This window comes from Streptomyces sp. NPDC058008 (assembly GCF_042886395.1).
Lineage (GTDB): Bacteria > Actinomycetota > Actinomycetes > Streptomycetales > Streptomycetaceae > Streptomyces.
In genome coordinates this window covers 51,400-72,211 of the sequence record NZ_JBHVQX010000028.1, presented here as the reverse complement: position 1 = coordinate 72,211, position 20,812 = coordinate 51,400, and the positions used below count along the sequence as shown (strand labels likewise).

Annotated in this window: 18 protein-coding genes; 10 read left to right on the top strand and 8 right to left on the bottom strand. The window is 73.1% G+C overall.

Annotated elements, in window-relative coordinates; genetic code table 11:
• Positions 1-64: 64 nt before the first annotated feature.
• Positions 65-1,483 (bottom strand): HEAT repeat domain-containing protein, encoded by a 1,419-nt coding sequence (locus tag ACFVS9_RS25810; protein WP_389935846.1) that lies wholly within the window; start codon positions 1,481-1,483, stop codon positions 65-67.
• A 242-nt stretch (positions 1,484-1,725) separates the two neighbouring features.
• Entirely contained in the window at positions 1,726-2,118 is a 393-nt protein-coding gene (locus tag ACFVS9_RS25805) for an ankyrin repeat domain-containing protein (protein ID WP_383116911.1), read from the bottom strand.
• 323 nt (positions 2,119-2,441) lie between these two features.
• On the opposite strand from ACFVS9_RS25805, the gene ACFVS9_RS25800 reads away from it, so the two are divergent.
• Complete coding sequence (locus ACFVS9_RS25800) at positions 2,442-2,636, top strand: hypothetical protein (RefSeq protein ID WP_056787333.1); 195 nt, start codon at positions 2,442-2,444, stop codon at positions 2,634-2,636.
• A 37-nt stretch (positions 2,637-2,673) separates the two neighbouring features.
• On the top strand, positions 2,674-4,275 hold the full coding sequence (locus ACFVS9_RS25795) for a hypothetical protein (RefSeq protein ID WP_389935842.1): 1,602 nt from the start codon (positions 2,674-2,676) through the stop codon (positions 4,273-4,275).
• A gap of 35 nt (positions 4,276-4,310) precedes the next feature.
• Here ACFVS9_RS25795 and ACFVS9_RS25790 read toward each other — a convergent pair whose 3' ends face one another.
• Positions 4,311-5,810, bottom strand: a complete 1,500-nt coding sequence (locus tag ACFVS9_RS25790; protein ID WP_389935839.1) for a PLP-dependent aminotransferase family protein — start codon at positions 5,808-5,810, stop codon at positions 4,311-4,313.
• Between the two features lie 101 nt (positions 5,811-5,911).
• On the opposite strand from ACFVS9_RS25790, the gene ACFVS9_RS25785 reads away from it, so the two are divergent.
• The 4 genes from ACFVS9_RS25785 (at position 5,912) to ACFVS9_RS25770 (ending at position 9,387) form a co-directional block, all read left to right on the top strand.
• Positions 5,912-6,535 (top strand): YitT family protein, encoded by a 624-nt coding sequence (locus tag ACFVS9_RS25785; protein WP_383116908.1) that lies wholly within the window; start codon positions 5,912-5,914, stop codon positions 6,533-6,535.
• Between the two features lie 38 nt (positions 6,536-6,573).
• Complete coding sequence (locus ACFVS9_RS25780; RefSeq protein ID WP_389935890.1) at positions 6,574-7,338, top strand: glycerophosphodiester phosphodiesterase; 765 nt, start codon at positions 6,574-6,576, stop codon at positions 7,336-7,338.
• 46 nt (positions 7,339-7,384) lie between these two features.
• Positions 7,385-8,749 (top strand): MFS transporter, encoded by a 1,365-nt coding sequence (locus ACFVS9_RS25775; RefSeq protein ID WP_389935836.1) that lies wholly within the window; start codon positions 7,385-7,387, stop codon positions 8,747-8,749.
• Positions 8,750-9,012: 263 nt separating this feature from the next.
• Positions 9,013-9,387 (top strand): RNA polymerase-binding protein RbpA, encoded by a 375-nt coding sequence (locus tag ACFVS9_RS25770; RefSeq protein WP_014044757.1) that lies wholly within the window; start codon positions 9,013-9,015, stop codon positions 9,385-9,387.
• A 95-nt stretch (positions 9,388-9,482) separates the two neighbouring features.
• Here ACFVS9_RS25770 and fxsA read toward each other — a convergent pair whose 3' ends face one another.
• From fxsA to ACFVS9_RS25750, 4 genes are all read right to left on the bottom strand, one after another.
• On the bottom strand, positions 9,483-10,082 hold the full coding sequence (gene fxsA / locus ACFVS9_RS25765) for an FxsA family membrane protein (protein WP_383117502.1): 600 nt from the start codon (positions 10,080-10,082) through the stop codon (positions 9,483-9,485).
• Between the two features lie 66 nt (positions 10,083-10,148).
• Positions 10,149-10,916 (bottom strand): polyprenol monophosphomannose synthase, encoded by a 768-nt coding sequence (locus tag ACFVS9_RS25760; RefSeq protein WP_383117503.1) that lies wholly within the window; start codon positions 10,914-10,916, stop codon positions 10,149-10,151.
• A 534-nt stretch (positions 10,917-11,450) separates the two neighbouring features.
• Positions 11,451-13,091 (bottom strand): amidohydrolase, encoded by a 1,641-nt coding sequence (locus tag ACFVS9_RS25755; RefSeq protein WP_389935832.1) that lies wholly within the window; start codon positions 13,089-13,091, stop codon positions 11,451-11,453.
• Positions 13,092-13,157: 66 nt separating this feature from the next.
• Complete coding sequence (locus tag ACFVS9_RS25750; RefSeq protein WP_033304241.1) at positions 13,158-13,598, bottom strand: Lrp/AsnC family transcriptional regulator; 441 nt, start codon at positions 13,596-13,598, stop codon at positions 13,158-13,160.
• A 203-nt stretch (positions 13,599-13,801) separates the two neighbouring features.
• On the opposite strand from ACFVS9_RS25750, the gene ACFVS9_RS25745 reads away from it, so the two are divergent.
• Entirely contained in the window at positions 13,802-14,221 is a 420-nt protein-coding gene (locus ACFVS9_RS25745; protein WP_383117505.1) for a hypothetical protein, read from the top strand.
• Positions 14,222-14,693: 472 nt separating this feature from the next.
• Here the strand turns inward: ACFVS9_RS25745 and ACFVS9_RS25740 are convergent, their stop codons facing one another.
• Positions 14,694-15,866, bottom strand: a complete 1,173-nt coding sequence (locus ACFVS9_RS25740; RefSeq protein WP_383117506.1) for an acyl-CoA dehydrogenase family protein — start codon at positions 15,864-15,866, stop codon at positions 14,694-14,696.
• A 353-nt stretch (positions 15,867-16,219) separates the two neighbouring features.
• Here ACFVS9_RS25740 and ACFVS9_RS25735 point away from each other — a divergent pair, with 353 nt between their 5' ends.
• From ACFVS9_RS25735 to ACFVS9_RS25725, 3 genes are all read left to right on the top strand, one after another.
• Entirely contained in the window at positions 16,220-17,485 is a 1,266-nt protein-coding gene (locus ACFVS9_RS25735; protein ID WP_389935829.1) for a glycoside hydrolase family 18 protein, read from the top strand.
• A 772-nt stretch (positions 17,486-18,257) separates the two neighbouring features.
• Positions 18,258-19,595, top strand: coding sequence for a hemolysin family protein (locus ACFVS9_RS25730; protein WP_389935826.1), 1,338 nt, complete (start codon positions 18,258-18,260; stop codon positions 19,593-19,595).
• Positions 19,592-20,611 (top strand): hemolysin family protein, encoded by a 1,020-nt coding sequence (locus ACFVS9_RS25725; protein WP_383117509.1) that lies wholly within the window; start codon positions 19,592-19,594, stop codon positions 20,609-20,611. The genes ACFVS9_RS25730 and ACFVS9_RS25725 overlap by 4 nt, the downstream gene beginning before the upstream one ends.
• Positions 20,612-20,812 lie beyond the last annotated feature (201 nt).

Below are 20,812 nucleotides of genomic sequence, written 5' to 3'. Positions count from 1 at the left end.
AGCGTTTGCGCCGCGCGCCCCCGGCGCGCGGCATCGGGGCTCCGGTGGTCGTCGGAGCGCCGGTTCAGACGGCGGGCGCGTCCGGCCCGATCCTGCTGCGTACGGCGGTCTGGACCTCGGCCTCCTCGGCCGGGTCGGCGGCGAGCCGCCTGAGCCGTTCGGCGACCCTGATGTCACCGGTCTCCGCGTGGTGCGCGGCCAGTTCCCGGGTGGTCTCCTCGCAGTCCCAGAGGCATTCGACGGCGAACCCGCTGGCGAAGGACGGGTCGGTGGCGGCCAGCGCCCGTGCGGCCCGGCCGCGCAGGTGCGAGGAGGACGTCTCCCGGTACACGTGGCGCAGTACGGGTGCGGCACAGACGATGCCGAGGCGGCCCGCGCCGTCGACGAGGGTCCACAGCCCCGGGGTGTCGGGGCCCTCGCCCCTGACCGCCTCGCGCAGTGCGGCGAGGACGAGCGGGGCGTCCTGTGCGGCGCCGCGGCAGGCCAGGACGCCGGCCGCCGAGGCCCCGAGGGCGTCGGGCCGGTGGGCCCAGCGCCGTGCGCGGCCGACCGCCTCTTCCCCGCACATGCGCTCGAAGGCGGCCACGGCGGCCTCGGCGACGGTGCGGGACGGGCCGGCGACGGCGAGCTCGACCAGATCGAGGACGGCGGGGTCCTGGGCCTCGGCCAAGTAGTGCAGGGAGGCGCAGCGCGCGCCCTCGGGGCCGCCGCGGGCGGCCTCCACGATCACGGGGCGGTCCTCGGTCCCGGCGACGGCGGAGAGGCAGCGGGCCGCGGGGACGTGGAGCGCGTTGCCGCGGTCCAGTCCTTCCTGGGCCCAGTCGAAGACGGCCTGGACGCTCCAGCCGGGGCGCGGTCCGCCCGGCCTCATCTGCCGCTGCCACCGGTCGAAGGAGCCCCGCTCCGAAGCGGCCCTCACCCGGGCCCCGACCGCCTCGCGCGGGTCGTCGGCCCAGAGCCGCCAGGGGCGGGGCTCGAAGGAGTCCCGTACGGCGGCGGCCAGGCCGGCGGCGCCGTCCTCGGTGGCGGGGAAGCGGGCGAGCACCGGCTCCGCGAGGGAACGCAGCCCGGCGTCGTCGTCGCGCAGGGCCAGCTCGTCGAGGGCCCAGGCCCAGTTGGCGCCGGTCGCGGCGTAGCGGCGCAGGAGCACGAGGGCGTCGTCGCGCCCGTAGGAGGCGAGGTGCCCGAGGACGGCGAGCGCGAGGCCCGTGCGTGAGTCGTCGGTGTCGAGGTGGTCCTCGGGGTCCCACAGGTGACGCGCGATCTCCTCGGTGCCACCGTCGAGATCGAGGTAGAGGCGCGCGTAGTACAGGGAGCGGTTCTCCACCTGCCAGTCGTGACGCGGATCGCTCAGGACGCAGTGGTTGAGGGCCGCGAGGGCCTCGGGGCGCGGGGCGGCGAGTGCGTGGAGCGTGCCGTCGCCGCGGCCCCTCTGCAGCAGGCCGAGCAGGGTGCCGCTCGGCGCTATGAACGGATCGAACATGGGGAAAGCCTCACATCAAGCTGTCGACGCAACCGGGACTGTGCTGTTCCATGTGCCGGGGTGACATCCCCTAGGCCGCGCAGCAACATGATCGGCCGACCGCCGTCTTCTGCCTGGTGCTCATCTTCCTCTGCCTCTCGTCGGTGGCCCGATCCGGACCCGCGACGTCATGATGACCCAGCCATTTCGCCGACGCGACCACATTTACGGCGGATCGGCCGGCGGGCGGCCCGGACCGCGTCTCAGCGCGCACCGAAGAGTTCCAGCAGGTCGTCCTTGCCGAACATGCGCGCGGTGTCCACCGCGGAGGGCGTTCCGGCGGCCGGATCGGCCCCGGCGGCGAGCAGTGCGTCGATCACTTCGCGCTCGCCCTTGAAGACGGCTCCGGCCAACGGGGTCTGGCCCCGGTCGTTGGCCCGGTCCGGGTCGGCGCCACGGCCCGCGAGGGCGACGACGGCGGGGGCGTGGCCGTGGTACGCGGCGAGCATGAGCAGGGTGTCGCCCCGGTCGTTGGTGAGGTTCGCGGGCACGCCCGCGTCGACGTAGGCGGCGAGCGCCTCGCTCTCACCCCGGCGGGCCAGGTCGAAGACCTTCGTCGCCAGCTCGACCACCTCGGGATCGGGGGTTTCGCTCATGGGACGGACCGCCTTCCATTGCCTTCGTCGCCGTTGCCGACCTGGTGGGGGTACGGCGGGGGCCGTACGAGTGAATCGACAGAGTACTGCTCGGGGCAGTCGTCAGCCTGCCCAGGAGCGGCGGAAGATCACGGCGTGGGTGCCACTTTCCCGGCGGGATCGGACCGTTCGGTGCCCGACGGCGCTCCGGGGCAACCACTTTTCGCCCACCGGTCGAGTGAAATCGATAGATACTCACCCACTTGCACCTTTTATCGTATAGAAACATCTTGTGATCCTGGAAGTACTCATGGTGACTGTCCCCTCAACCAGGAGAACCGCACATGATCCTCTCCATCTCGGGCGTGGTACTGCTCGGCATCATCGCCTTCCTGTTCTTCAAGAAGGACGGGCTCAAGGCGTCCCACGGCCTCATCTGCGCCCTGTTCGGCTTCTACCTGGCCGGCACGGCCATCGCCCCGAGCATCACCGCGGGCGGGGCGAGCCTCGCCAGCATGCTGGGCGGGATCAAGTTCTGACGCCCCGAGACCGCTCCCACCCCTCCAGGAGACCGACGTGGCCCGGCGACCACTCCCCCGCATCCTCCAGCGCGGCAGCGCTTCGATCACCCGCGGTCGCGAGATGGCGCGCACGGCCGCCGACAACGCCACCGACGTCCTCCATCCGCTGATCACGGTCACGCGTGGGATGCGGCTGCTGGCGGGGGCGGGGCGGCAGAAGTGGGCCGCGACACCCAGGGACCGGCGCGGGCACGTGCTGTTCCTCGTCGCGGCCTGCGTGGCGGCGGTGGCGCTCATCCCCTTCGGGCCCCTGATGGCCCTCATCGCGGTGATGGGCGCCGCCGCGTGGCGGGGGCACGACCGCACCCCCGCCAGGACCGGCCCGGACGAGGCGGGGGCCGCACGGCTCCGGGCGCTGTACGAGGCCCTGGTCCCGCACTTCTCCGTGGCCGACGACCCCGGCCCGCTCTTCTCCCACGGCGGCGACTGGGAGAAGACCTTCGGCACCTCGTACGTCTTCGACGACGACGGGCGCCTCACCCGGCTCAGCATCGACTACCCGGCGTACTTCACCGACGGCGATCCCACCGCCCGCGCCCGGGTCGAGCAGGTGCTCCACGCCAAGTCGGGCCGGGGCCGCGAGTACCACTTCGCCTGGGACGAGGAGCACAACCAACTCCTCATGACCGTGCTCGCCGCCCTTCCCGTCACCATCGCCGCCCAGCGGTTCGTCACCGCCCCCGGCGAGGCGGTGCTGGGCTTCACCGACCCCGACGCGGTCCCGCGCACGGTCCCGGTCCAGGACGGTGACGTCACCCGGGACGCCTCCCCGGTGATCTGGCGCACCGGCGCCCGTTCGACGGAACCCCACCTGCTGATCGCGGGACACCCCGGCAGCGGCACCACGACCCTGCTGCGCTCCCTCGCCCTTCAGGCACTCCAGCACGGTGACGTCCTCGTCGTGGAGGGCGGGGGCGACGGCGAGTACGGCTTCCTCGCCGGCCGGGACGGGGTACTGGCCGTGGAGCGCGGGCTGGCCGGGGCCCTCTCGACGCTCGAATGGGCGGCGACCGAGACCGAGCGGCGGCTGATCGCGGCCAACCGGGCCCGCCAGTCCGGCCACCCGGAACCCGACGACGTCCGGCGCCCCCTCTGGATCCTGCTGGACCGGCCGAGCACGCTGGGCCACCTGGCCGCCGCCGACGGCAGGCAGGATCCGCAGGAACTCCTCCAGGTACCGCTCCGGCACGGCCGCGCCGCCGGAGTGACGGTCGTCGTCGCGGACCAGTTCGACGGCCTGGACTCGCTCACCGGGGCCGTCTGGAACCACACCAGGGCACGCGTGGTCCTCGGCCCGGCGGACCGCGAACAGGTCGAGGCCTTCCTGGGAACCCGGCCGCACACCACTCCCGTCCCCGACGTCCCGCCGGGGCGCGGCTACGCCCGGCTGGGCAGCGGGCCCGTCCTGCGGCTCCAGGTGCCGGCCACCCCCGACCCGTACGACGGCGCGACCAGCGAGGCGCACCGGAGGGCGGTGCTCGGCCTGCTGCCCGGCGGGGCCCCGGCGGTGGAGCAGGCGGTGGAGCAGGCCGCGTCCGAGCCGGTGAGGACCCACAAGGACCAGCTGATCGGGACGCCGGCCGCCGCCGAGGGGTGAGGGCCGGGGCGGACCAGGGGCCCGCCCCGGCCGGTTCAGGCGACGAAGGACCGTGGCGCCTCGGCTCCCGCGCCCGCGCCGGAGGCGACCAGCTCCGCGGCGGCCGCCAGGCGCAGCGCCGCCTCGTCCGCCACCGCGCCCCCCACGGTGAAGGGCAGCCGCACATAGCCCTCGAAGGCCCCGTCGACCCCGAACCTGGGCCCCGACGGGACGCGGACACCGACCCGCTCCCCCGCCACGGCGAGCCGGGAGCCGGAGAGCCCCCCGGTACGCACCCAGAGGGTGAGGCCGCCGCGCGGCACCGCGAACTCCCAATCCGGCAGCTCCCGGCGCAGCGCCCGCACCAGGCCGTCCCTGTTCTCCCGCGCCTGCTCACGCCGGACGGCGACGGCCTGCTCCCAGCCGCCCGTCCGCATCAGCCAGTTGACGGCGAGCTGTTCCAGCACCGGGGTGCCCATGTCGGCGTAGGCGCGCGCCGCGACCAGGCTGCGGATCACGTCCGGCGCGGCCCGGACCCAGCCGATCCGCATCCCGGCCCAGAAGGCCTTGCTGGCGGATCCGACGGTCAGGACGGTGCTGCCCGCGGGGTCGAAGGCACAGACCCTGCGGGGCATCGCGTCATCGGCGTCCAGGTCCAGCTCGTTCATGGTCTCGTCGACCACCAGGACCGTTCCCGCCGAACGGGCGGCCTCGACCAGGTCGCGGCGCTGCTGCTCGTCGGCCAGGGCGCCGGTGGGGTTGTGGAAGTCCGCGACGACGTAGGCGAGTCTCGGTGCCGCGTCCCGCAGGACCTGGCGCCAGCGGCTCATGTCCCAGCCGCCGAGGCCCTCCTCCATCGCGACGGGTACGAGCCGGGCGCCGGCTTCCCGCATGAGCTGGAGGATGTTGGCGTAGCTCGGCGACTCCACCGCGATGCGCTCGCCGCGCCCGGCGAACAGGTGGCAGATGGCGTCGATCGCCCCCATCGCCCCGGTGGTGACCATGATCTGTTCCGGCATCGTCGGGATGCCGCTCGCGGTGTAGCGGTCGGCGATCGTCCGGCGGAGCGCGGGCAGGCCGGCCGGGTAGTCGCCGTGGGTGTGCGCGTAGGGCGGCAGTTCCTCCAGCGCGCCCCGCACGGCCCGGGTCAGCCACGGTTCCGGGGCGGGGAGCGAGGCGCAGCCGAGGTCGATCATCGAGCCGAGGGATTCCGGGGGCAGCGGTTCCAGGCCACGGGCGGGCACCGGATTGCCTGCCGGGACGGCGGTCCAGCTCCCGGCTCCCCGCCGCGACTCCAGGAACCCTTCCGCGCGCAGCGCCTCGTAGGCCGCGGCGACGGTGGTCCGGCTGAGCGACAGGGCCAGCGCGAGCTCCCGCTCGGCGGGGAGCCGGGCGGCGACCGGGACCCGGCCCTCCAGGACGAGCAGGCGCACCCCGTCGGCCAGGGCCCGGTAGGCGGGCGGTTTACGGGCTCCCGGCGCCAGGGGGCGGCGCTGCTGGCCCTGGAGCTGGCGGGCGAGCTGCGCCGCGCCGACGGTCGAAGTCCACTGCGCCATGAGAATCAGTCCACCTTTCCCGGATTGGCCGTAGTTGGTGGCCGAACCCCTGCCACAGAGTGACACGCAGCAGTCCACCATCACCACACAGGGGGCACCACTTGTCCGAGACCACCGCCCGGCCCGTCCGGCGGCTCACCCATCTCTACGTGGGGCTGGCGCTGTACGGGGCCAGCTCGGCGCTCCTGGTCCGCGCCGGACTCGGACTCGAACCGTGGGGGGTGCTGCACCAGGGGCTGTCCGAACGGACCGGCATCTCCATCGGGGTCGTCTCGATCATCGTCGGAGCCGTCGTCCTGCTCCTGTGGATCCCGATCCGGCAGCGCCCGGGGCTCGGCACCGTCTCCAACGTCTTCGCCGTCGGGATAGCGATGGACGGCACGCTGGCCCTCGTACCGGATGTGCACGGCCTCGGGGCGCAGGTCCCGGTGATGGCCGCGGGCATCGTGCTCAACGGCGTCGCCACGGGCCTGTACATATCGGCGCGCTTCGGCCCGGGGCCCCGCGACGGCCTGATGACGGGTCTGCACCGGCTCACGGGCCGTTCCATCAGGCTGGTGCGCACGGCGATCGAGGTGGCGGTGGTCGTGACCGGCTTCCTGCTCGGCGGGTCGCTCGGGGCCGGAACGGTCCTGTACGCCCTGGCCATCGGCCCGCTCGCCCAGTTCTTCCTGCGCGTCTTCGACCTCCGCGCGCCGGACGCCCGCACCGCGGCCGTTGCCTGACGGCCACCGGGAGGGGTGATACTTCCGCGGTGACCGCAGTGACTTCGGGGCGCCACCCCTATCTGGACCACCCTTCGACGATCCCCTTCGCCCATCGCGGCGGTGCGGCGGACGGCCTGGAGAACACCTCGGCCGCCTTCCGCCGGGCCGCCGGCCTCGGCTACCGCTACTTCGAGACCGATGTGCACGCCACGGCGGACGGCCGGCTGGTCGCCTTCCACGACCCGACGCTGGACCGGGTGACCGACTCACGGGGGCGGATAGCCGGGCTCCCCTGGAGCGAGGTGCGCCGGGCGAGGGTGGCGGGCGGGGAACCGCTGCCGCTCTTCGAGGAGCTGCTGGAGGAGTTCCCCGACGCCCGCTGGAACGTGGACATCAAGGCGGAGCCCGCCCTGGCACCGCTCGTCGGCCTGATCCGCAGGACCGGTGCCTGGGACCGGGTGTGCGTGGGGTCGTTCTCGGAGGCGCGCGTGGCCAGGGCCCACCGCCTGGCGGGTCCCCGCCTCGCCACCTCCTACGGGGTGCGGGGCGTGCTCGGCCTGCGGCTGCGCTCGTACGGCATCCCGGCCGCGCTCCGGGCGGGCGCGGTCTGCGCGCAGGTCCCCGAGAGCCAGAACGGCATCCGCGTCGTCGACCGGCGCTTCGTCCGCACGGCCCACGCCCGGGGCCTGCAGGTCCATGTCTGGACGGTCAACGAACCGGAGCGGATGGCGGCGCTCCTGGACCTCGGGGTGGATGGCATCATGACCGATCACATCGAGACGCTGCGCACGGTGCTGAGCGAGCGGGGGGCCTGGGCCTGATGCCGGTACCTGCCGCGTGCGCGCGGGACGGACGAGGGGGCGCGGCATGAGCACCGGCACTGCGGGAAAGACGGATCCGGCCGGGACGCCGGCCGGGGACGCCGGCCGCGGACGGGAGCAGCGCGGCTGGTACTTCTACGACTTCGCGTGCTCCGTCTACTCCACGAGCGTCCTCACCGTCTTCCTCGGCCCCTATCTGACGTCCATAGCCAAGGCGGCCGCCGACGCGGACGGGTTCGTGCACCCGCTGGGCATACCCGTCCGGGCGGGGTCGCTCTTCGCGTACGCCGTCTCGGTGTCCATCGTCGTGGCGGTGATCGTCATGCCGGTCGTGGGCGCGGCGGCGGACCGCACGGGGCGCAAGAAGCCGCTGCTCGCGGCGGCCGCGTACACGGGTGCGACGGCGACGGCCTGCATGTTCTTCCTGGACGGCCACCGCTATCTGCTGGGCGCCTTCCTGCTGATCGTGGCGAACGCCTCGATCTCCGTGTCGATGGCCCTGTACAACGCGTACCTGCCCCAGATCGCCACCCCGGAGGAACGGGACGCGGTCTCCTCGCGCGGCTGGGCCTTCGGGTACACCTCGGGCGCGTTCGTCCTCGTCCTGAACCTCGTCCTCTACACGGGCCACGACTCCTTCGGGCTGTCCGAGTCCGACGCGGTCCGGATCTGCATCGCCTCCGCCGGGGTGTGGTGGGGCGCCTTCACCCTCGTACCGCTGCGGCGGCTGCGGGACCGCCGGGTCGCGCCGGGCGGCGACGGCGCGGTCGGCTCCGGCTGGCGCCAGCTGCGGGCGACGCTGCGCGACATGCGCCGCCATCCGCTCACCCTCTCCTTCCTGCTCGCCTACCTGGTCTACAACGACGGCATCCAGACGGTGATCTCGCAGGCCTCGCTGTACGGCTCCGAGGAGCTCGGCCTCGATCAGACGACGCTGATCACCGCCGTGCTGCTCGTACAGGTGCTCGCGGTGGCGGGGGCCCTGGGGATGGGACGACTCGCCCGGGCGTACGGGGCGAAGCACACGATTCTCGGCTCGCTGGCCGTCTGGACGGTGATCCTCGCCGCGGCGTACGTGCTGCCCTCCGACGCGCCCGTGTTCTTCTACGTCCTGGCGGCCGCGATCGGGCTGGTGATGGGCGGCAGCCAGGCCCTCTCCCGGTCCCTCTTCTCGCACCTCGTACCCCGTGGCAAGGAGGCGGAGTACTTCTCCGCCTACGAGATGAGCGACCGGGGACTCAGCTGGCTGGGGCCCCTGGTGTTCGGCCTCGGCTACCAGCTCACCGGCAGTTACCGGGACGCGATCCTGTCCCTGGTGCTCTTCTTCGCGCTCGGCGCGGTGCTGCTCGCGAGGGTGCCCGTGCGGGCCGCGGTGGCCGCCGCGGGCAACCCTGTTCCGGAACGGATTTAGACGTCGAAGTGAAAGGCCGGTAGTGTACGCCTTTGGCCTGCCCGGAGGACCGTTACTGCGAGTGGAAGAGTAGAACCACTGGGTGACAACTTCGACCAGCGGTGACAAACCGGGCACCCGTGGGTAAGAGACCCAGACCAAGCAGCGGCACGACGGGCGACGCATGACCGGCAACGGGAATCTTTGCCGCCGACCGGACGTTGACCGGATGACGACGACAGCGACACCTGTCCTGTGGGCGACAAGCCCGGGAGGCACGATTCATGAGTGAGCGAGCTCTCCGCGGCACGCGACTCGTGGTTACCAGCTACGAGACGGACCGCGGCATCGATCTGGCCCCGCGCCAGGCGGTGGAGTACGCATGCCCGAACGGCCATCGATTTGAGATGCCGTTCTCGGTAGAGGCGGAAATTCCGCCGGAGTGGGAGTGCAAGGCGTGCGGCGCCACGGCACTCCTGGTGGACGGGGATGGCCCCGAAGAGAAGAAGGGCAAGCCGGCGCGTACGCACTGGGACATGCTCATGGAGCGGCGCACCCGCGAGGAGCTGGAAGAGGTGCTGGCCGAGAGGCTGGCGGTTCTGCGCTCCGGTGCCATGAACATCGCCGTGCACCCGCGGGACAGCAGGAAGTCTGCCTGACCGCCTGACACCGCACAGATCAAGAGCCGCGGGCCGCGACACAGAACATGTGTCGCGGCCCGCGGCTCTTTCCGCGCCGGATCGGGTGCGGGTGCTCAGCGGGTCAGCGGCGGACGGTCGTCCCCCGGGCCGTCGTCACGGCCGGGGCGGGCGGACGGGCCGTCCTCGCGGATGACCTCCCCCTGGACGACCTTGCCGTCCGGCCGGTGGATACGGGCCTGCTGGAAGGCGTCCGAGAGGCCTCCCGGCGTCGCCGCACGCATCCGGCGCTCCAGGGAACGCTCCGCGTAGCGCCCGAGCACGGAGCGGACCGGGGGCAGCAGGAGCAGCAGCCCCGCCGCGTCCGAGATCACTCCGGGGATCATCAGGAGCAGCCCGCCCAGCATCAGGAAGCCGTTGCCCTTGCTGCCGGCCGGGGGCTCGGCCGGAGCGGCGGGGGCGCCGGGCTGCCCCGGCATCTGCTGGAGGGTCTCGGTGAGGTTGCGGAAGGCCCTGCGGCCCGCCCGCTTGATCACCGCGGCGCCGAGCACCGCACCGGCGACCAGGATCAGCAGCACGGTGAAGCCGTTCGACGCGCCGGCCACCACCGTCAGCAGCCAGATCTCCAGCACCAGCCAGGCGGCGATGCCCAGCGGCAGGAGGGTTCGGGCGCGCGAGCGCCGTGGACGGGTCGGAGGCGGTGTGCCGGTCGTCATGCCCCCAGTGTGCCTGTACGGGCGCGCGAACGGCGTACGGGGGTGATCTTGGGGCGGCCGGGGCCGTCAGGACGGCTTGCGCCCCAGGACCTTGTTGGCCCGGCCGGTGATGCCCCAGCCGGTGACCCGCCAGAGGGCCTCCACGAGGATGTCGCGGCTCATCTTGGAGTCGCCGATCTCGCGTTCCAGGAAGGTGATCGGCACCTCGACGACGTGGTAGCCGGCCTCGACGGCCCGCCGGGCGAGGTCGACCTGGAAGCAGTAGCCCTGCGAGGCGACCTCGTCGAGGCCCAGGCCGTCCAGGGTCTCCGTGCGGAAGGCGCGGTAGCCGCCGGTGATGTCCCGCACCGAGAGGCCCAGCAGCATCCGGGAGTAGAGGCTGCCGCCGCGCGAGATCATCTCGCGGTGGCGGGGCCAGTTGACCACCCGGCCGCCGGGGACCCAGCGCGAGCCGAGGACCAGGTCGGCGCCCTTGAGGGCGGTGAGGAGGCGCGGCAGTTCCTCGGGCTGGTGCGAGCCGTCCGCGTCCATCTCGACCAGGACGCCGTAGCCGTGCTCGGAACCCCAGCGGAAGCCCGCCAGGTAGGCCGCGCCGAGCCCTTCCTTGCCCTTGCGGTGCAGGACGTGCACCTGGCTGTCGGCCGCCGCGAGTTCGTCGGCGGCCTCGCCCGTGCCGTCGGGGCTGTTGTCGTCGGCGACGAGGATGTCCGCGTCGGGAACCGCGGCGCGCACCCGGGCGACGATCAGCTTGACGTTCTCGGCCTCGTTGTAGGTCGGAATGATCACCAAAACCCTGCCGAGCGGGCCGAACTGCCTCTGACCGCCGTCGTTCACTACTGCCCCTTAAAGTCCGTACGCAGGTGCACACCATATCCAGCGCGGAGGGGCCGGACTCCGACACGGTGGCGGGGCGGCGTGTGCCGCCCGGACAGAAGTGCGGAACTGCGGACAGAAGGTCAGCACTGCGGGTGGGGGCCCGGTGTCCTTCGGGCCGACCTGGGATCCGCTGGCTGCGGGTCGACCGAGAGCCGTTGTCTACTGAACCTCCGGGCCCCACCCGGGTCGCACCTGCCGTCCGGACGAAACCTTCCCTCGCCCCCGAGGCGCGGGCGCTGAACCTGGCTGTCAGTGGTGGCGCGCCGGTACGGCGCACCACCTCATGACCCAGCGGCGTTCGACGACTGCGTGGAGGTCTGCCCGGTCGGACGTCCAGTGGTGGACCCGGCCGAACCTACCGGCCGGTGGGCGCTTTCTGTCAACAGTCGCCCGACCTGCTGTTTCTCCCGAAAAGGCCTGGTCAGCGCCGAGGAGCCGACGAGGGCGCCGGGGCGCCCGCGCCTTCGATCGGCGGTACGGAATTCCGTGACGTCACTCGTTCGGCCGTACGTAGACAGTTTGTCCGAGAACCACCGTGCGCAGACAGACCGGAAGGTCCGCGCCCGGAGTGAGGTCGGGCAGGCCGGGGGTACCGGAGCGGGGGTCGGTCGACCAGCGCGCCACCCGGTCGTCGGGGGCCTGGACCAGCAGTTCACCGGTACGCCAGACGGCGTAGTCGGCGGGGGCCCCGGGGACGAGTACGCCTCCGTCGTCACGCCCGACGGCCCGCCAGCCGCCCCGCGTGTGGGCGGTGAACCCGGCGCGCACGGAGACACGGTGGGCGGGCGTGCGGTGATGGGCCGCGGCCCGCACGGTCCCCCAGGGGTCCAGCGGGGTGACCGGGCTGTCCGAACCGAAGGCGAGCGGGACGCCCGCGCGCACCAGGGCCGCGTACGGGTTCAGGGTCGCGGCGCGCTCCGCGCCCAGGCGCCGGGCGTACATGCCGTCGGGGCCGCCCCAGGCCGCGTCGAAGGCCGGCTGCACCGAGGCGGTGAGGCCGAGTTCGGCGAAACCGGCGACGGTCTCGGGGGTGAGCATCTCGGCGTGTTCCACCCGGTGCCTGGCGGCCCTGACCCGGGCGAGCCCGAGGGTCCCGGCGGCGGCCCGGACGCCCTCCACCACGGCCGAGACGGCCGCGTCCCCGATGGCGTGGAAACCGGCCTGGAGCCCCGCCTCGGTGCACGCCGTCACATGGGCGGCGATCCGGGCGGCGTCGAGGTGGCCGGTCCCGGTGTGCGGGGCGTCGGCGTACGGCTCGTGCAGGAGGGCGGTGTGCGAGCCCAGCGAGCCGTCCACGAACAGGTCGCCGGCCGCGCCCACGGCGCCGAGTTCGCGGATGCGGCGGGCCCCCTCGGCGTCCGCGACGGGCTCCGCCCAGTAGCCGAAGACCCGGGGGCCGGGCAGTCCGGCGGCGAGCTCCAGGAGTCCGGTGAAGTCGTCCTCGTCCGAGATCTCGGGCCCCGCGCACTCGTGCACGGTGCCGATGCCCAGCGAGGCGGCGTGCGCGAGGGCGGCGCGCTGGGCCTCGGTGCGCTGCCGCGGGGTGACGGCGCCGCGGGCGGCCGCCCGCACCGCGTGGTGGGCGTCCCCGGTGAGGGGGGCGTCGGGGTGGTAGCCGGTCATCCCGGTGACACCGGGGACCAGGTCCAGGAGCGCCGTGGTCACGACGGCGGAGTGGACGTCCACACGGGGCAGGTAGACGGCCCTGCCGCCCGCCGCTCCGTCGAGCTCCGCGCGGGACGGCGGCCGCTGCTCGGGCCACCGGGCCGCGTCCCATCCGTGTCCCAGGATCACCCCGCCCGCGGCGCGCGTGTTCGCGAACGCACGGACGAGCCCGAGGGCCTCGGCGAGCGTGCGGGCGCCGGAGAGGTCCAGCCCGGTCAGGGCGAGCCCGGTCGACGTGGTGTGCACGTGGGAGTCGGTGAAAGCGGGGGTGACCAGGGCCCCTTCCAGGTCGATCACCTCGTCGACTCCGCTCGCGAAGGCGTCGGCCGCCCCCTCCGATCCCACCCAGGCGACATGGCCGCGTTCGACGACCATCGCGGTGGCGAACGGGTCGGCGGGGCTGTGGACGTCTCCACCGCGCAGCAGCACGGTGCGGTGTTCGCTCTGGGGGGCGGTGCTCTCGGTCATGGGACCAGTCTCGCGCCTGCCGGGGCCGGACTCTCCGCCGCCCCCTCCGCTCCGTGGCGCGCCGCCTCAGATGCGCGGCGGGCGGGCCTCGTAGGGCGTCGAGAGGACGACGGTCGTCCGGGTGGAGACGCCGGCCAGCGTGCGAATGCGGGTGAGCAGGTGCTCCAGCTCCAGGGGGCTGGAGACCCGCACCTTGAGGATGTAGTTCTCGTCGCCCGCGACGCTGTGGCAGGCCTCCAGCTCCGGTACCCCGGCGAGCCGTTCGGCGATGTCGTCGGGGGCGCTCGGGTCGAAGGGTTTCACCGAGATGAACGCGGTGAGGGGCAGGCCGACGGCTTCCGGGTCGACGACCGCGGCGTAGCCGCGGATCACCCCGCGCTGCTCCAGCCGGCGGACGCGCTGATGAACGGCCGAGGTGGACAGGCCCGTGGCCTTGCCCAGGTCGGTGTAGCTCATCCGCCCGTCCTTGACGAGCAACTCCACGATCTGACGGTCCAGCTCCTCCATGCGGATCAACCTATGGCCCCGGGTCCCTCCAGGCACAGTCGTGGGGGCCCGCAAGGGGCGCGTTCGAGGGGCATGTGACGAATGCCACAGGTTTACGGGTGGGTAGCCGACAGGCTCGCGGTTGAGGCCGACTTCCGACGGGAAGTGCTTGCTGTGGCCGAGGCCGTGGCGCCTCACCGGCCCACCCGAGGGGGGAAAGACCCATGCAGAGCCTGAAGCTCACCGGACGTCCCGAACCGGAATACGACGACGACAGCGCGTATCCGGCCCAGGACGAGGACACCGTTCTCGACGCGTACGACACGTTCGAGATGTACCGGGTGATCTGCCCGGACTGCTCCCAGCCGATCGCCCTGCTGTCGGACGAGGACGTGCTCCCCGAGCACGCGCTGTGCCCCACGCCGTGGAACCCGTTCGTGCTCACCGTGTGCCCCGGTACGAACCGCGACGCCTCCAGGGCGCTCCCGGCCGACGCGTCGCTGGAGGCCCAGGAGCAGGAGACGGCGCTGCTGCTGACGCTCCCTCAGGGGCTTGACTGGCGGATGCAGCCGTTCTCGCACGCCGGCGGCCCCGGCTCCCGCCCCCTGCGGTACGTGCCGCAGGCGCGGCGCCTCGCCGCCTGACGCCCCGCGCCCCGAGGAGGGCGCCCCCGCGCGCACCACGACGGCCGGCCCGGCGTGGTGCGGACAGCCCACCGCACGGCCGGTGGCCGTGACACCGGGGTGACGGGCACGAACCGGCCGGAGGGCGTCCCGGGCCTCGGGAACGGCGTCGGGCCCGTGCGACCGCGCCGCATCCGGGCGGCGGGACCCCGTACGCCGCCACGCCGCAACGCCGCCAGAAGAACCGTTTCCCCGGCCCCGGCGGGATGGGAACCGGGACGGGAACAGTGACAGGTGAGCCCGTAGGGCGGGTCCGCGCGTGCTCCGGCGGGCCCGTACGGCGGTCCCGTGCGGACTCCGCCGGGCCGCCCGTCCACCGGGCCGTGCCGCCGCGTCGGACGGACCCGGACCTGACCCCATGCCTGACGTACCGTCATGACCTGGGACCGCGCTAGGTCATGACGGCACGTTCGGACCGGCCGGGCGATGCGGGTCAGCGCGTCTCGGGACCCGCGAGGTGACGGGCGATGACCATGCGCTGGATCTGGTTGGTGCCCTCGACGATCTGGAGCACCTTGGCCTCGCGCATCAGCCGCTCGACCGGGTAGTCGAGGGTGTAGCCGTAGCCTCCGAGCACCTGGACGGCGTCGGTGGTCACCTGCATGGCCGTGTCGGTGCAGAAGAGTTTGGCCATCGCGGCCTGGCGGGAGAAGGGCAGGCCCGCGTCGCGCAGCCGTGCCGCCTCCAGGTAGAGCGCCCTGCCCGCCTCGATCCGGGTGGCCATGTCGGCGAGCATGAACCGCAGCCCCTGGAAGTCCGCGATGGGACGGCCGAACTGGTGGCGCCCGGTGGCGTATCCGACCGCCTGGTCCAGGGCCGCCTGCGCGACCCCGACGGCGCACGCGGCGATGCCCAGCCGCCCCGAGTCGAGCGCGGACAGGGCGATGGCGAAGCCCTGCCCCTCGTCACCGATGCGGCGGGCATCGGGGATCCGTACGCCGTCGAAGTGCAGTTGGGCGGTGGGCGATCCCTTCATGCCCATCTTCTTCTCGGGCAGGGCCGCGTTGAGGCCCTCCGCGTCGCCGGGAACGAGGAAGGCGGTGATGCCCCGGGGGCCGTCCTGCCCGGTGCGGGCCAGCACGGTGTAGAAGTCGGCGATGCCGCCGTGGGTGATCCACGCCTTGGTGCCGGTGAGGACCCAGGCGTCGCCGTCGCGTACGGCCTTGGTGCGCAGGGAGGCGGCGTCGGAGCCCGAGGACGGTTCGGAGAGGCAGTAGGCGCCGAGCAGGCCGCCGGCGAGCATCCCGGGGAGGTGGGCCGCCTGTTGCTCCTCGGTGCCGTACCCGGCGAGGGCGTGGCAGGCGAGCGAGTGGACGCTGACGCCGAGGCCGACGGTGAGCCGGGCCGCCGCCAGCTCTTCGAGGACCTGGAGGTAGACCTCGTAGGGCTGGTCACCGCCGCCGTGCGCGGAGTCGTACGGCAGGCCGAGCAGACCGGACGCGGAGAGCAGGGTGAAGACCTGGCGCGGGAAGAGGCCCGCTTCCTCCTCCTCGGCCGCCCGGGGAGCGATCTCCTTCGACACGATGTCGCGTACGAGCTCGACGAGCTGCCGGGACTCCTCGCTGGGCAGACGGCGTTCCACCGGCTGCGGGGCACGGTCGGACATGACGGCGCTCTCCTCCCTGTCGGGCATGACGGCGGACGCCCGCGCGGGGTGTGCGCGGCACCGCCGGACGGTCCCGGGGCGATGCCCGGAAATCTACGGCTCCGCAGCCGATCCTGCCTTCCCGGATCACGGGAGGCGCTGGCCAGCGGCTGTGGCGCGTCGAGTATGCCCGATCGGAGCGCGTGCGTCACCGGGTAGCGGAAGCCTTGATCGGCGAAATTGGTCCGAACCATTGACCCAACTGGTCTAGTCCTTCTACGGTCTCCTCCAACGCCTCATCGCGTCCATGCCAATTCAGGACGGACGGGGCAGCCACCCCCCACACTCCAAGCCCTCCCCCACGAGGAGCCACAATGAACGGACTTCACCGTCCCCGCGCCCGTCTCCGGGCGCTCGCCGCCACCCTCTGCACGGCCGCGCTGGGAGCCGCCCTCCTGGGCGTCGCCGGCACGTCGTCGGCGGGCGCGGCCCCCACCGCCGCCGCGCCGGCGGCCGCCGAGGCCGCGCCCACCGCAGCCGGCGGCAAGGTGGTCGGATACTTCACCAACTGGGGCGTCTACCAGCGTGATTACCACGTCAAGAACATCGAGACGTCCGGTTCGGCCGACAAGCTCACCCACATCAACTACGCCTTCGGCAACGTCCAGGGCGGCAAGTGCACCATCGGGGACAGCTACGCCGACTACGAGAAGGCCTACACGGCCGACCAGTCGGTGGACGGCGTCGCGGACACCTGGGACCAGGAACTGCGCGGCAACTTCAACCAGTTGCGCAAGCTGAAGAAGCTGCACCCCGACCTGAAGGTCATCTGGTCCTTCGGCGGCTGGAGCTGGTCCGGCGGCTTCGGCGAGGCGGCGCAGAACCCCGCGGCGTTCGCCGAGTCCTGCCACAGCCTGGTCGAGGACCCGCGCTGGGCCGACGTGTTCGACGGCATCGACATCGACTGGGAGTACCCGAACGCCTGCGGGCTGACGTGCGACACCAGCGGCCGTGACGCGTACGGCGAGCTCCTGTCGGCACTGCGCTCGAAGTTCGGCACCGACAGCCTGATCACCTCGGCGATCACCGCCGACGGCTCCGACGGCGGCAAGATCGACGCGGTGGACTACGCGGGGGCGGCCCAGTACCTCGACTGGTACAACCCGATGACGTACGACTTCTTCGGCGCCTTCGCCGCGCAGGGCCCGACGGCCCCGCACTCGCCGCTGACCTCCTACCCGGGCATCCCGACGGAGGGCTTCGACAGCGACGCGGCGATCTCCAAGCTCAAGGGACTGGGCATCCCGGCGGAGAAGCTGCTCCTCGGCATCGGCTTCTACGGACGCGGCTGGACCGGGGTCACCCAGTCCGAGCCGGGCGGCACGGCGACCGGGGCGGCCCCGGGCACGTACGAGGCGGGCATCGAGGACTACAAGGTCCTGAAGAACAGCTGCCCCGCCACCGACACCGTCGCCGGCACCGCGTACGCGCTCTGCGGCACCGACTGGTGGAGCTACGACACCCCGGCCACCATCGCCACGAAGATGGACTACAAGAACGAACAGGGCCTGGGAGGCACGTTCTTCTGGGAGCTCAGCGGCGACACCGTGGACGGTGAACTCATCAGGGCCATCAACTAGCCCTGAGGGGGTACACGGTCCGCAGGGCGGGTCAGGGGTGGGGTGCCGGGCGGGCGCCCCACCCCACCCGTCGTGAGGGGCCGGTGCGCCGGCCCGGGACGGCTTCCCGCCCCGGTCGCGGCGGGTACGTCCCGGACCGATGGGCGGCGGACGTCCCCCCATCACCTTCCTGGTGGCCCCGCGAGGGGGCTCCCGGCCTGACCGCACCGGCAGGGTGCGGGTGGCGCGGCACGGAATCGGGATCGGAATACGGGGCGGCGGGCGGCAGGGGTCGCCCGCCGCCCCCGCGCTGTCCGGGGACAGCGCCTCCGCGAGGCAGCCGGCGTGCGGTGCGGAGCGCGGGGACGCCCTGGCCGGGCCCGGGCGGGCGGGATCGATGCCGGGGCCAGGCAACTTCTACAAGAGCGTAGAAGCATAGAGTTGCCCCCGCGGGCCGGGGCGCGCTCCGGATCACCGGACCGACGCTCCGGGCCCGCCGGACTCCGCCCCGGCGCCGGTGCCCACCCCAGGTGGCCGCCGGCCGGGACGGACGGCGGCGCAGCACCCGTCCGGTGCGTCCGGTGCGTCCGGTGCGTCCGGTGCGTCCGGTGCGTCCGGTGCGTCCGGTGCGTCCGGTGGCCGGGAACCCCTTTCCGGTCAGAATCGTTTTGTGTATGCACGCCTACATGAGGAGCCCTCGCTTGTCCGCCAGATCGACGGACCCTTCGGGATGCAGTCCCCGGCCATCCCGCCCAGCGCTTTCTGAGCACGGCACACGGCGGGGTGGTGTCGGATGAGTGCCTTGCAGGCCTGGCTGGGCGTGCTGTCCGTGTTCGTGCTGACCGCGGGAACGGGCTACTTCGTCGCCCAGGAGTTCGCCTACGTCTCCGCCGACCGGCTCGCCCTCGCCCGTGAGGCCGAGGCCGGTGACAAGAAGGCCGCCCGGGCACTGACCGTGCTGGGCCGGCTGTCCTTCATGCTCTCGGGCGCGCAGCTCGGTATCACCGTGACCGGTCTGGTCGTCGGCTTCATCGCCGAGCCGTCCGGGTCCGCGCTCCTGCGCCCCGCCCTCACCGGCCTCGGCATCCCCGACGGCGCCGTGAGCGGCATCTCCGTGGTGCTCGCGTTCGTCCTGGCCACCGTCGTGCAGATGGTGCTGGGAGAGCTGGCGCCGAAGAACCTGGCCATCGCCGTTCCGGAGCGGCTCGCCAAGTCGCTGTCCGGCTCCACGCTGGCGTACCTCAAGGTCGTCGGGCCGGTGGTGCGGATCTTCGACGGGGCGGCGAACAAGCTGCTGCGCAAGGCCGGGATCGAGCCGGTCGAGGAGCTGCACCACGGGGCGACCCTGGAGGAGCTCGGCCATCTGATCGGCGAGTCCCACGAACAGGGGCAGTTGCCGCGCGGGACGGCCGAGCTGCTCGACCACGCCCTGGAGTTCTCCGAGCGGACCCTGCACGCGGTGATGGTGCCGCGCGCCGACGCGGTCTTCGTCCGCAAGGACGCCACCGCGGCCGAGGCGATCGGCCTCATCGGCGAGCACGGCCACTCCAACTACCCGGTGCTCGGTGACCACCCGGACGACGTCGCGGGCGTCCTGGGAGTGCGGGAGCTCATGGGGCTGCCCGCCGAGCGGCTCACCTCCGCCACCGCCGGCGCGGTGGCGCGCGGGGCGCTGCTGCTGCCCGACACCCTGCCGCTGCCGGGCGCCGTGGAGCGGATGCGGGAGCGGGACGACGAGTTCGCCGTGGTCCTGGACGAGCACGGCGGCATCGCCGGGGTCGTCACCTACGAGGACATCGCGGAGGAGCTCGTGGGTGACATCGCCGACGAGTCGGACAGGGTCACCGAAGTGGCCGTCGCGGACGGCGGCGGATGGATCGTGGATGCCGGGCGCCGCCTCGACGAGGTGGCCGAGACCACCGGGATCGAGCTGCCCGCCGAGGAGGACTACGACACCGTGGCCGGCCTGATCATCGACCGGCTCGGCCGCTTCCCGGCCATCGGCGACCGTCTGACGGTGGCCCTGGCGCACGACGCGGTCGCGGTGATCGACGTACGCGCCCTCGACCGGCACGTGCCGGAGCGCATCCGTATCGAGCGTCTGGCCGAGCAGCCGGAGGAGCAGGCATGAGTTTCCCGTTGGCGATCTTCGTCACCGTACTGCTGCTCATCGGCAGCGGCTTCTTCGTCGCGGCCGAGTTCGCGCTGGTGGCCGCGAAGCGGCACCGCTTGGAGAAGGCCGTGGCCGAGGGACGGCGCGGCGCCAGGGCGGCGCTGGCCGGCATGCGCGAGCTGTCACTGATGCTGGCCGGCGCCCAGCTCGGCATCACGGTGTGCACGCTGGGCCTGGGTTCGGTGTCCAAGCCGGCGATCTCCCACGAGCTCGACCCGCTGCTGCACAAGCTGGGACTGCCCGCTGCGCTCAGCTACGGCGTGGCGTTCGCCGTGGCGATGATCGTGGTGGTCTTCCTGCACATGGTGCTCGGCGAGATGGCTCCCAAGTCGTGGGCCATCGCGCATCCCGAGCGCTCCGCGATGCTGCTGTCCCCGCCCTTCCGGAGCGTGGTGAAGGCCGTACGCCCGCTGATCTGGGCCCTCAACAGGCTGAGCAACGGCCTGGTGCGGCTGTGCCGGGTCGCTCCGCGCGACGAGCTGACCTCCGTCCACAACCGCGAGCAGCTCACGCACCTGGTGGAGGAGTCGGAGCGGCTCGGCCTGATCAGCGAGACCGACTCGGAACTGCTGACGCGCTCGCTGACCGAGCCGGAGACCCCGGTGCGCGAGCTCCAGATCCCGGCCTCCGGCATCTCCGCCGTGGACGGGGACGCGGACGCCGGGGAGATCCTGCGCCTGGCGGCGGACACCGACCGCACCCGGCTGCTGGTCCTTCGGCAGGGCGCCGTCCTCGGGTCGGTGCACGCCCGTGACGTGCTGGTCGCGCGCGCCCAGGGGCGGGCCGCCGTGGCGCGTGAGCTGGCGCGTCCCGTGCCCGAACTGACCGAGGACGCCACGGTCGCCGAGGCGATCGAACTGCTCCGCCGGCGCAGGGCCTCGCTCGCCGTCGTCCGGGACGCCTCGGGGCAGCTCACCGGCATGGTGAGTCTGGACGACCTGCTGGCCCGTTTCCTCCAGCCGCAGACGGTGTAGCGGAGCGGCTGACCGCGAGCGCCCCGGCTCCGGCCGGGGCGCTCGTGCGTGCCGGGCCGCCGACCGGTCCACCGCCAGGCGCTCGTGCGTGCCGGGCCGCCGACCGGTCCACCGCCAGGCGCTCGTGCGAGCCGGGCCGCCGGCCGGCCCACCGCCGCACCGGGGCCCGGTGCGAACGGGGCGGGAGGCCCTAGAGTGCCC

Bases quoted from the DNA above. Each gene is read 5' to 3' on its own strand.
- ACFVS9_RS25750 (WP_033304241.1), bottom strand. From the start codon at position 13,598: ATGGAGGAGCTGGACCGTCAGATCGTGGAGTTGCTCGTCAAGGACGGG.
- ACFVS9_RS25810 (WP_389935846.1), bottom strand. From the start codon at position 1,483: ATGTTCGATCCGTTCATAGCGCCGAGCGGCACCCTGCTCGGCCTGCTG.
- fxsA (WP_383117502.1), bottom strand. From the start codon at position 10,082: ATGACGACCGGCACACCGCCTCCGACCCGTCCACGGCGCTCGCGCGCC.
- ACFVS9_RS25790 (WP_389935839.1), bottom strand. From the start codon at position 5,810: ATGGCGCAGTGGACTTCGACCGTCGGCGCGGCGCAGCTCGCCCGCCAG.
- ACFVS9_RS25770 (WP_014044757.1), top strand. From the start codon at position 9,013: ATGAGTGAGCGAGCTCTCCGCGGCACGCGACTCGTGGTTACCAGCTAC.
- ACFVS9_RS25755 (WP_389935832.1), bottom strand. From the start codon at position 13,091: ATGACCGAGAGCACCGCCCCCCAGAGCGAACACCGCACCGTGCTGCTG.
- ACFVS9_RS25805 (WP_383116911.1), bottom strand. From the start codon at position 2,118: ATGAGCGAAACCCCCGATCCCGAGGTGGTCGAGCTGGCGACGAAGGTC.
- ACFVS9_RS25745 (WP_383117505.1), top strand. From the start codon at position 13,802: ATGCAGAGCCTGAAGCTCACCGGACGTCCCGAACCGGAATACGACGAC.
- ACFVS9_RS25735 (WP_389935829.1), top strand. From the start codon at position 16,220: ATGAACGGACTTCACCGTCCCCGCGCCCGTCTCCGGGCGCTCGCCGCC.
- ACFVS9_RS25775 (WP_389935836.1), top strand. From the start codon at position 7,385: ATGAGCACCGGCACTGCGGGAAAGACGGATCCGGCCGGGACGCCGGCC.
- ACFVS9_RS25740 (WP_383117506.1), bottom strand. From the start codon at position 15,866: ATGTCCGACCGTGCCCCGCAGCCGGTGGAACGCCGTCTGCCCAGCGAG.
- ACFVS9_RS25725 (WP_383117509.1), top strand. From the start codon at position 19,592: ATGAGTTTCCCGTTGGCGATCTTCGTCACCGTACTGCTGCTCATCGGC.
- ACFVS9_RS25800 (WP_056787333.1), top strand. From the start codon at position 2,442: ATGATCCTCTCCATCTCGGGCGTGGTACTGCTCGGCATCATCGCCTTC.
- ACFVS9_RS25730 (WP_389935826.1), top strand. From the start codon at position 18,258: ATGAGTGCCTTGCAGGCCTGGCTGGGCGTGCTGTCCGTGTTCGTGCTG.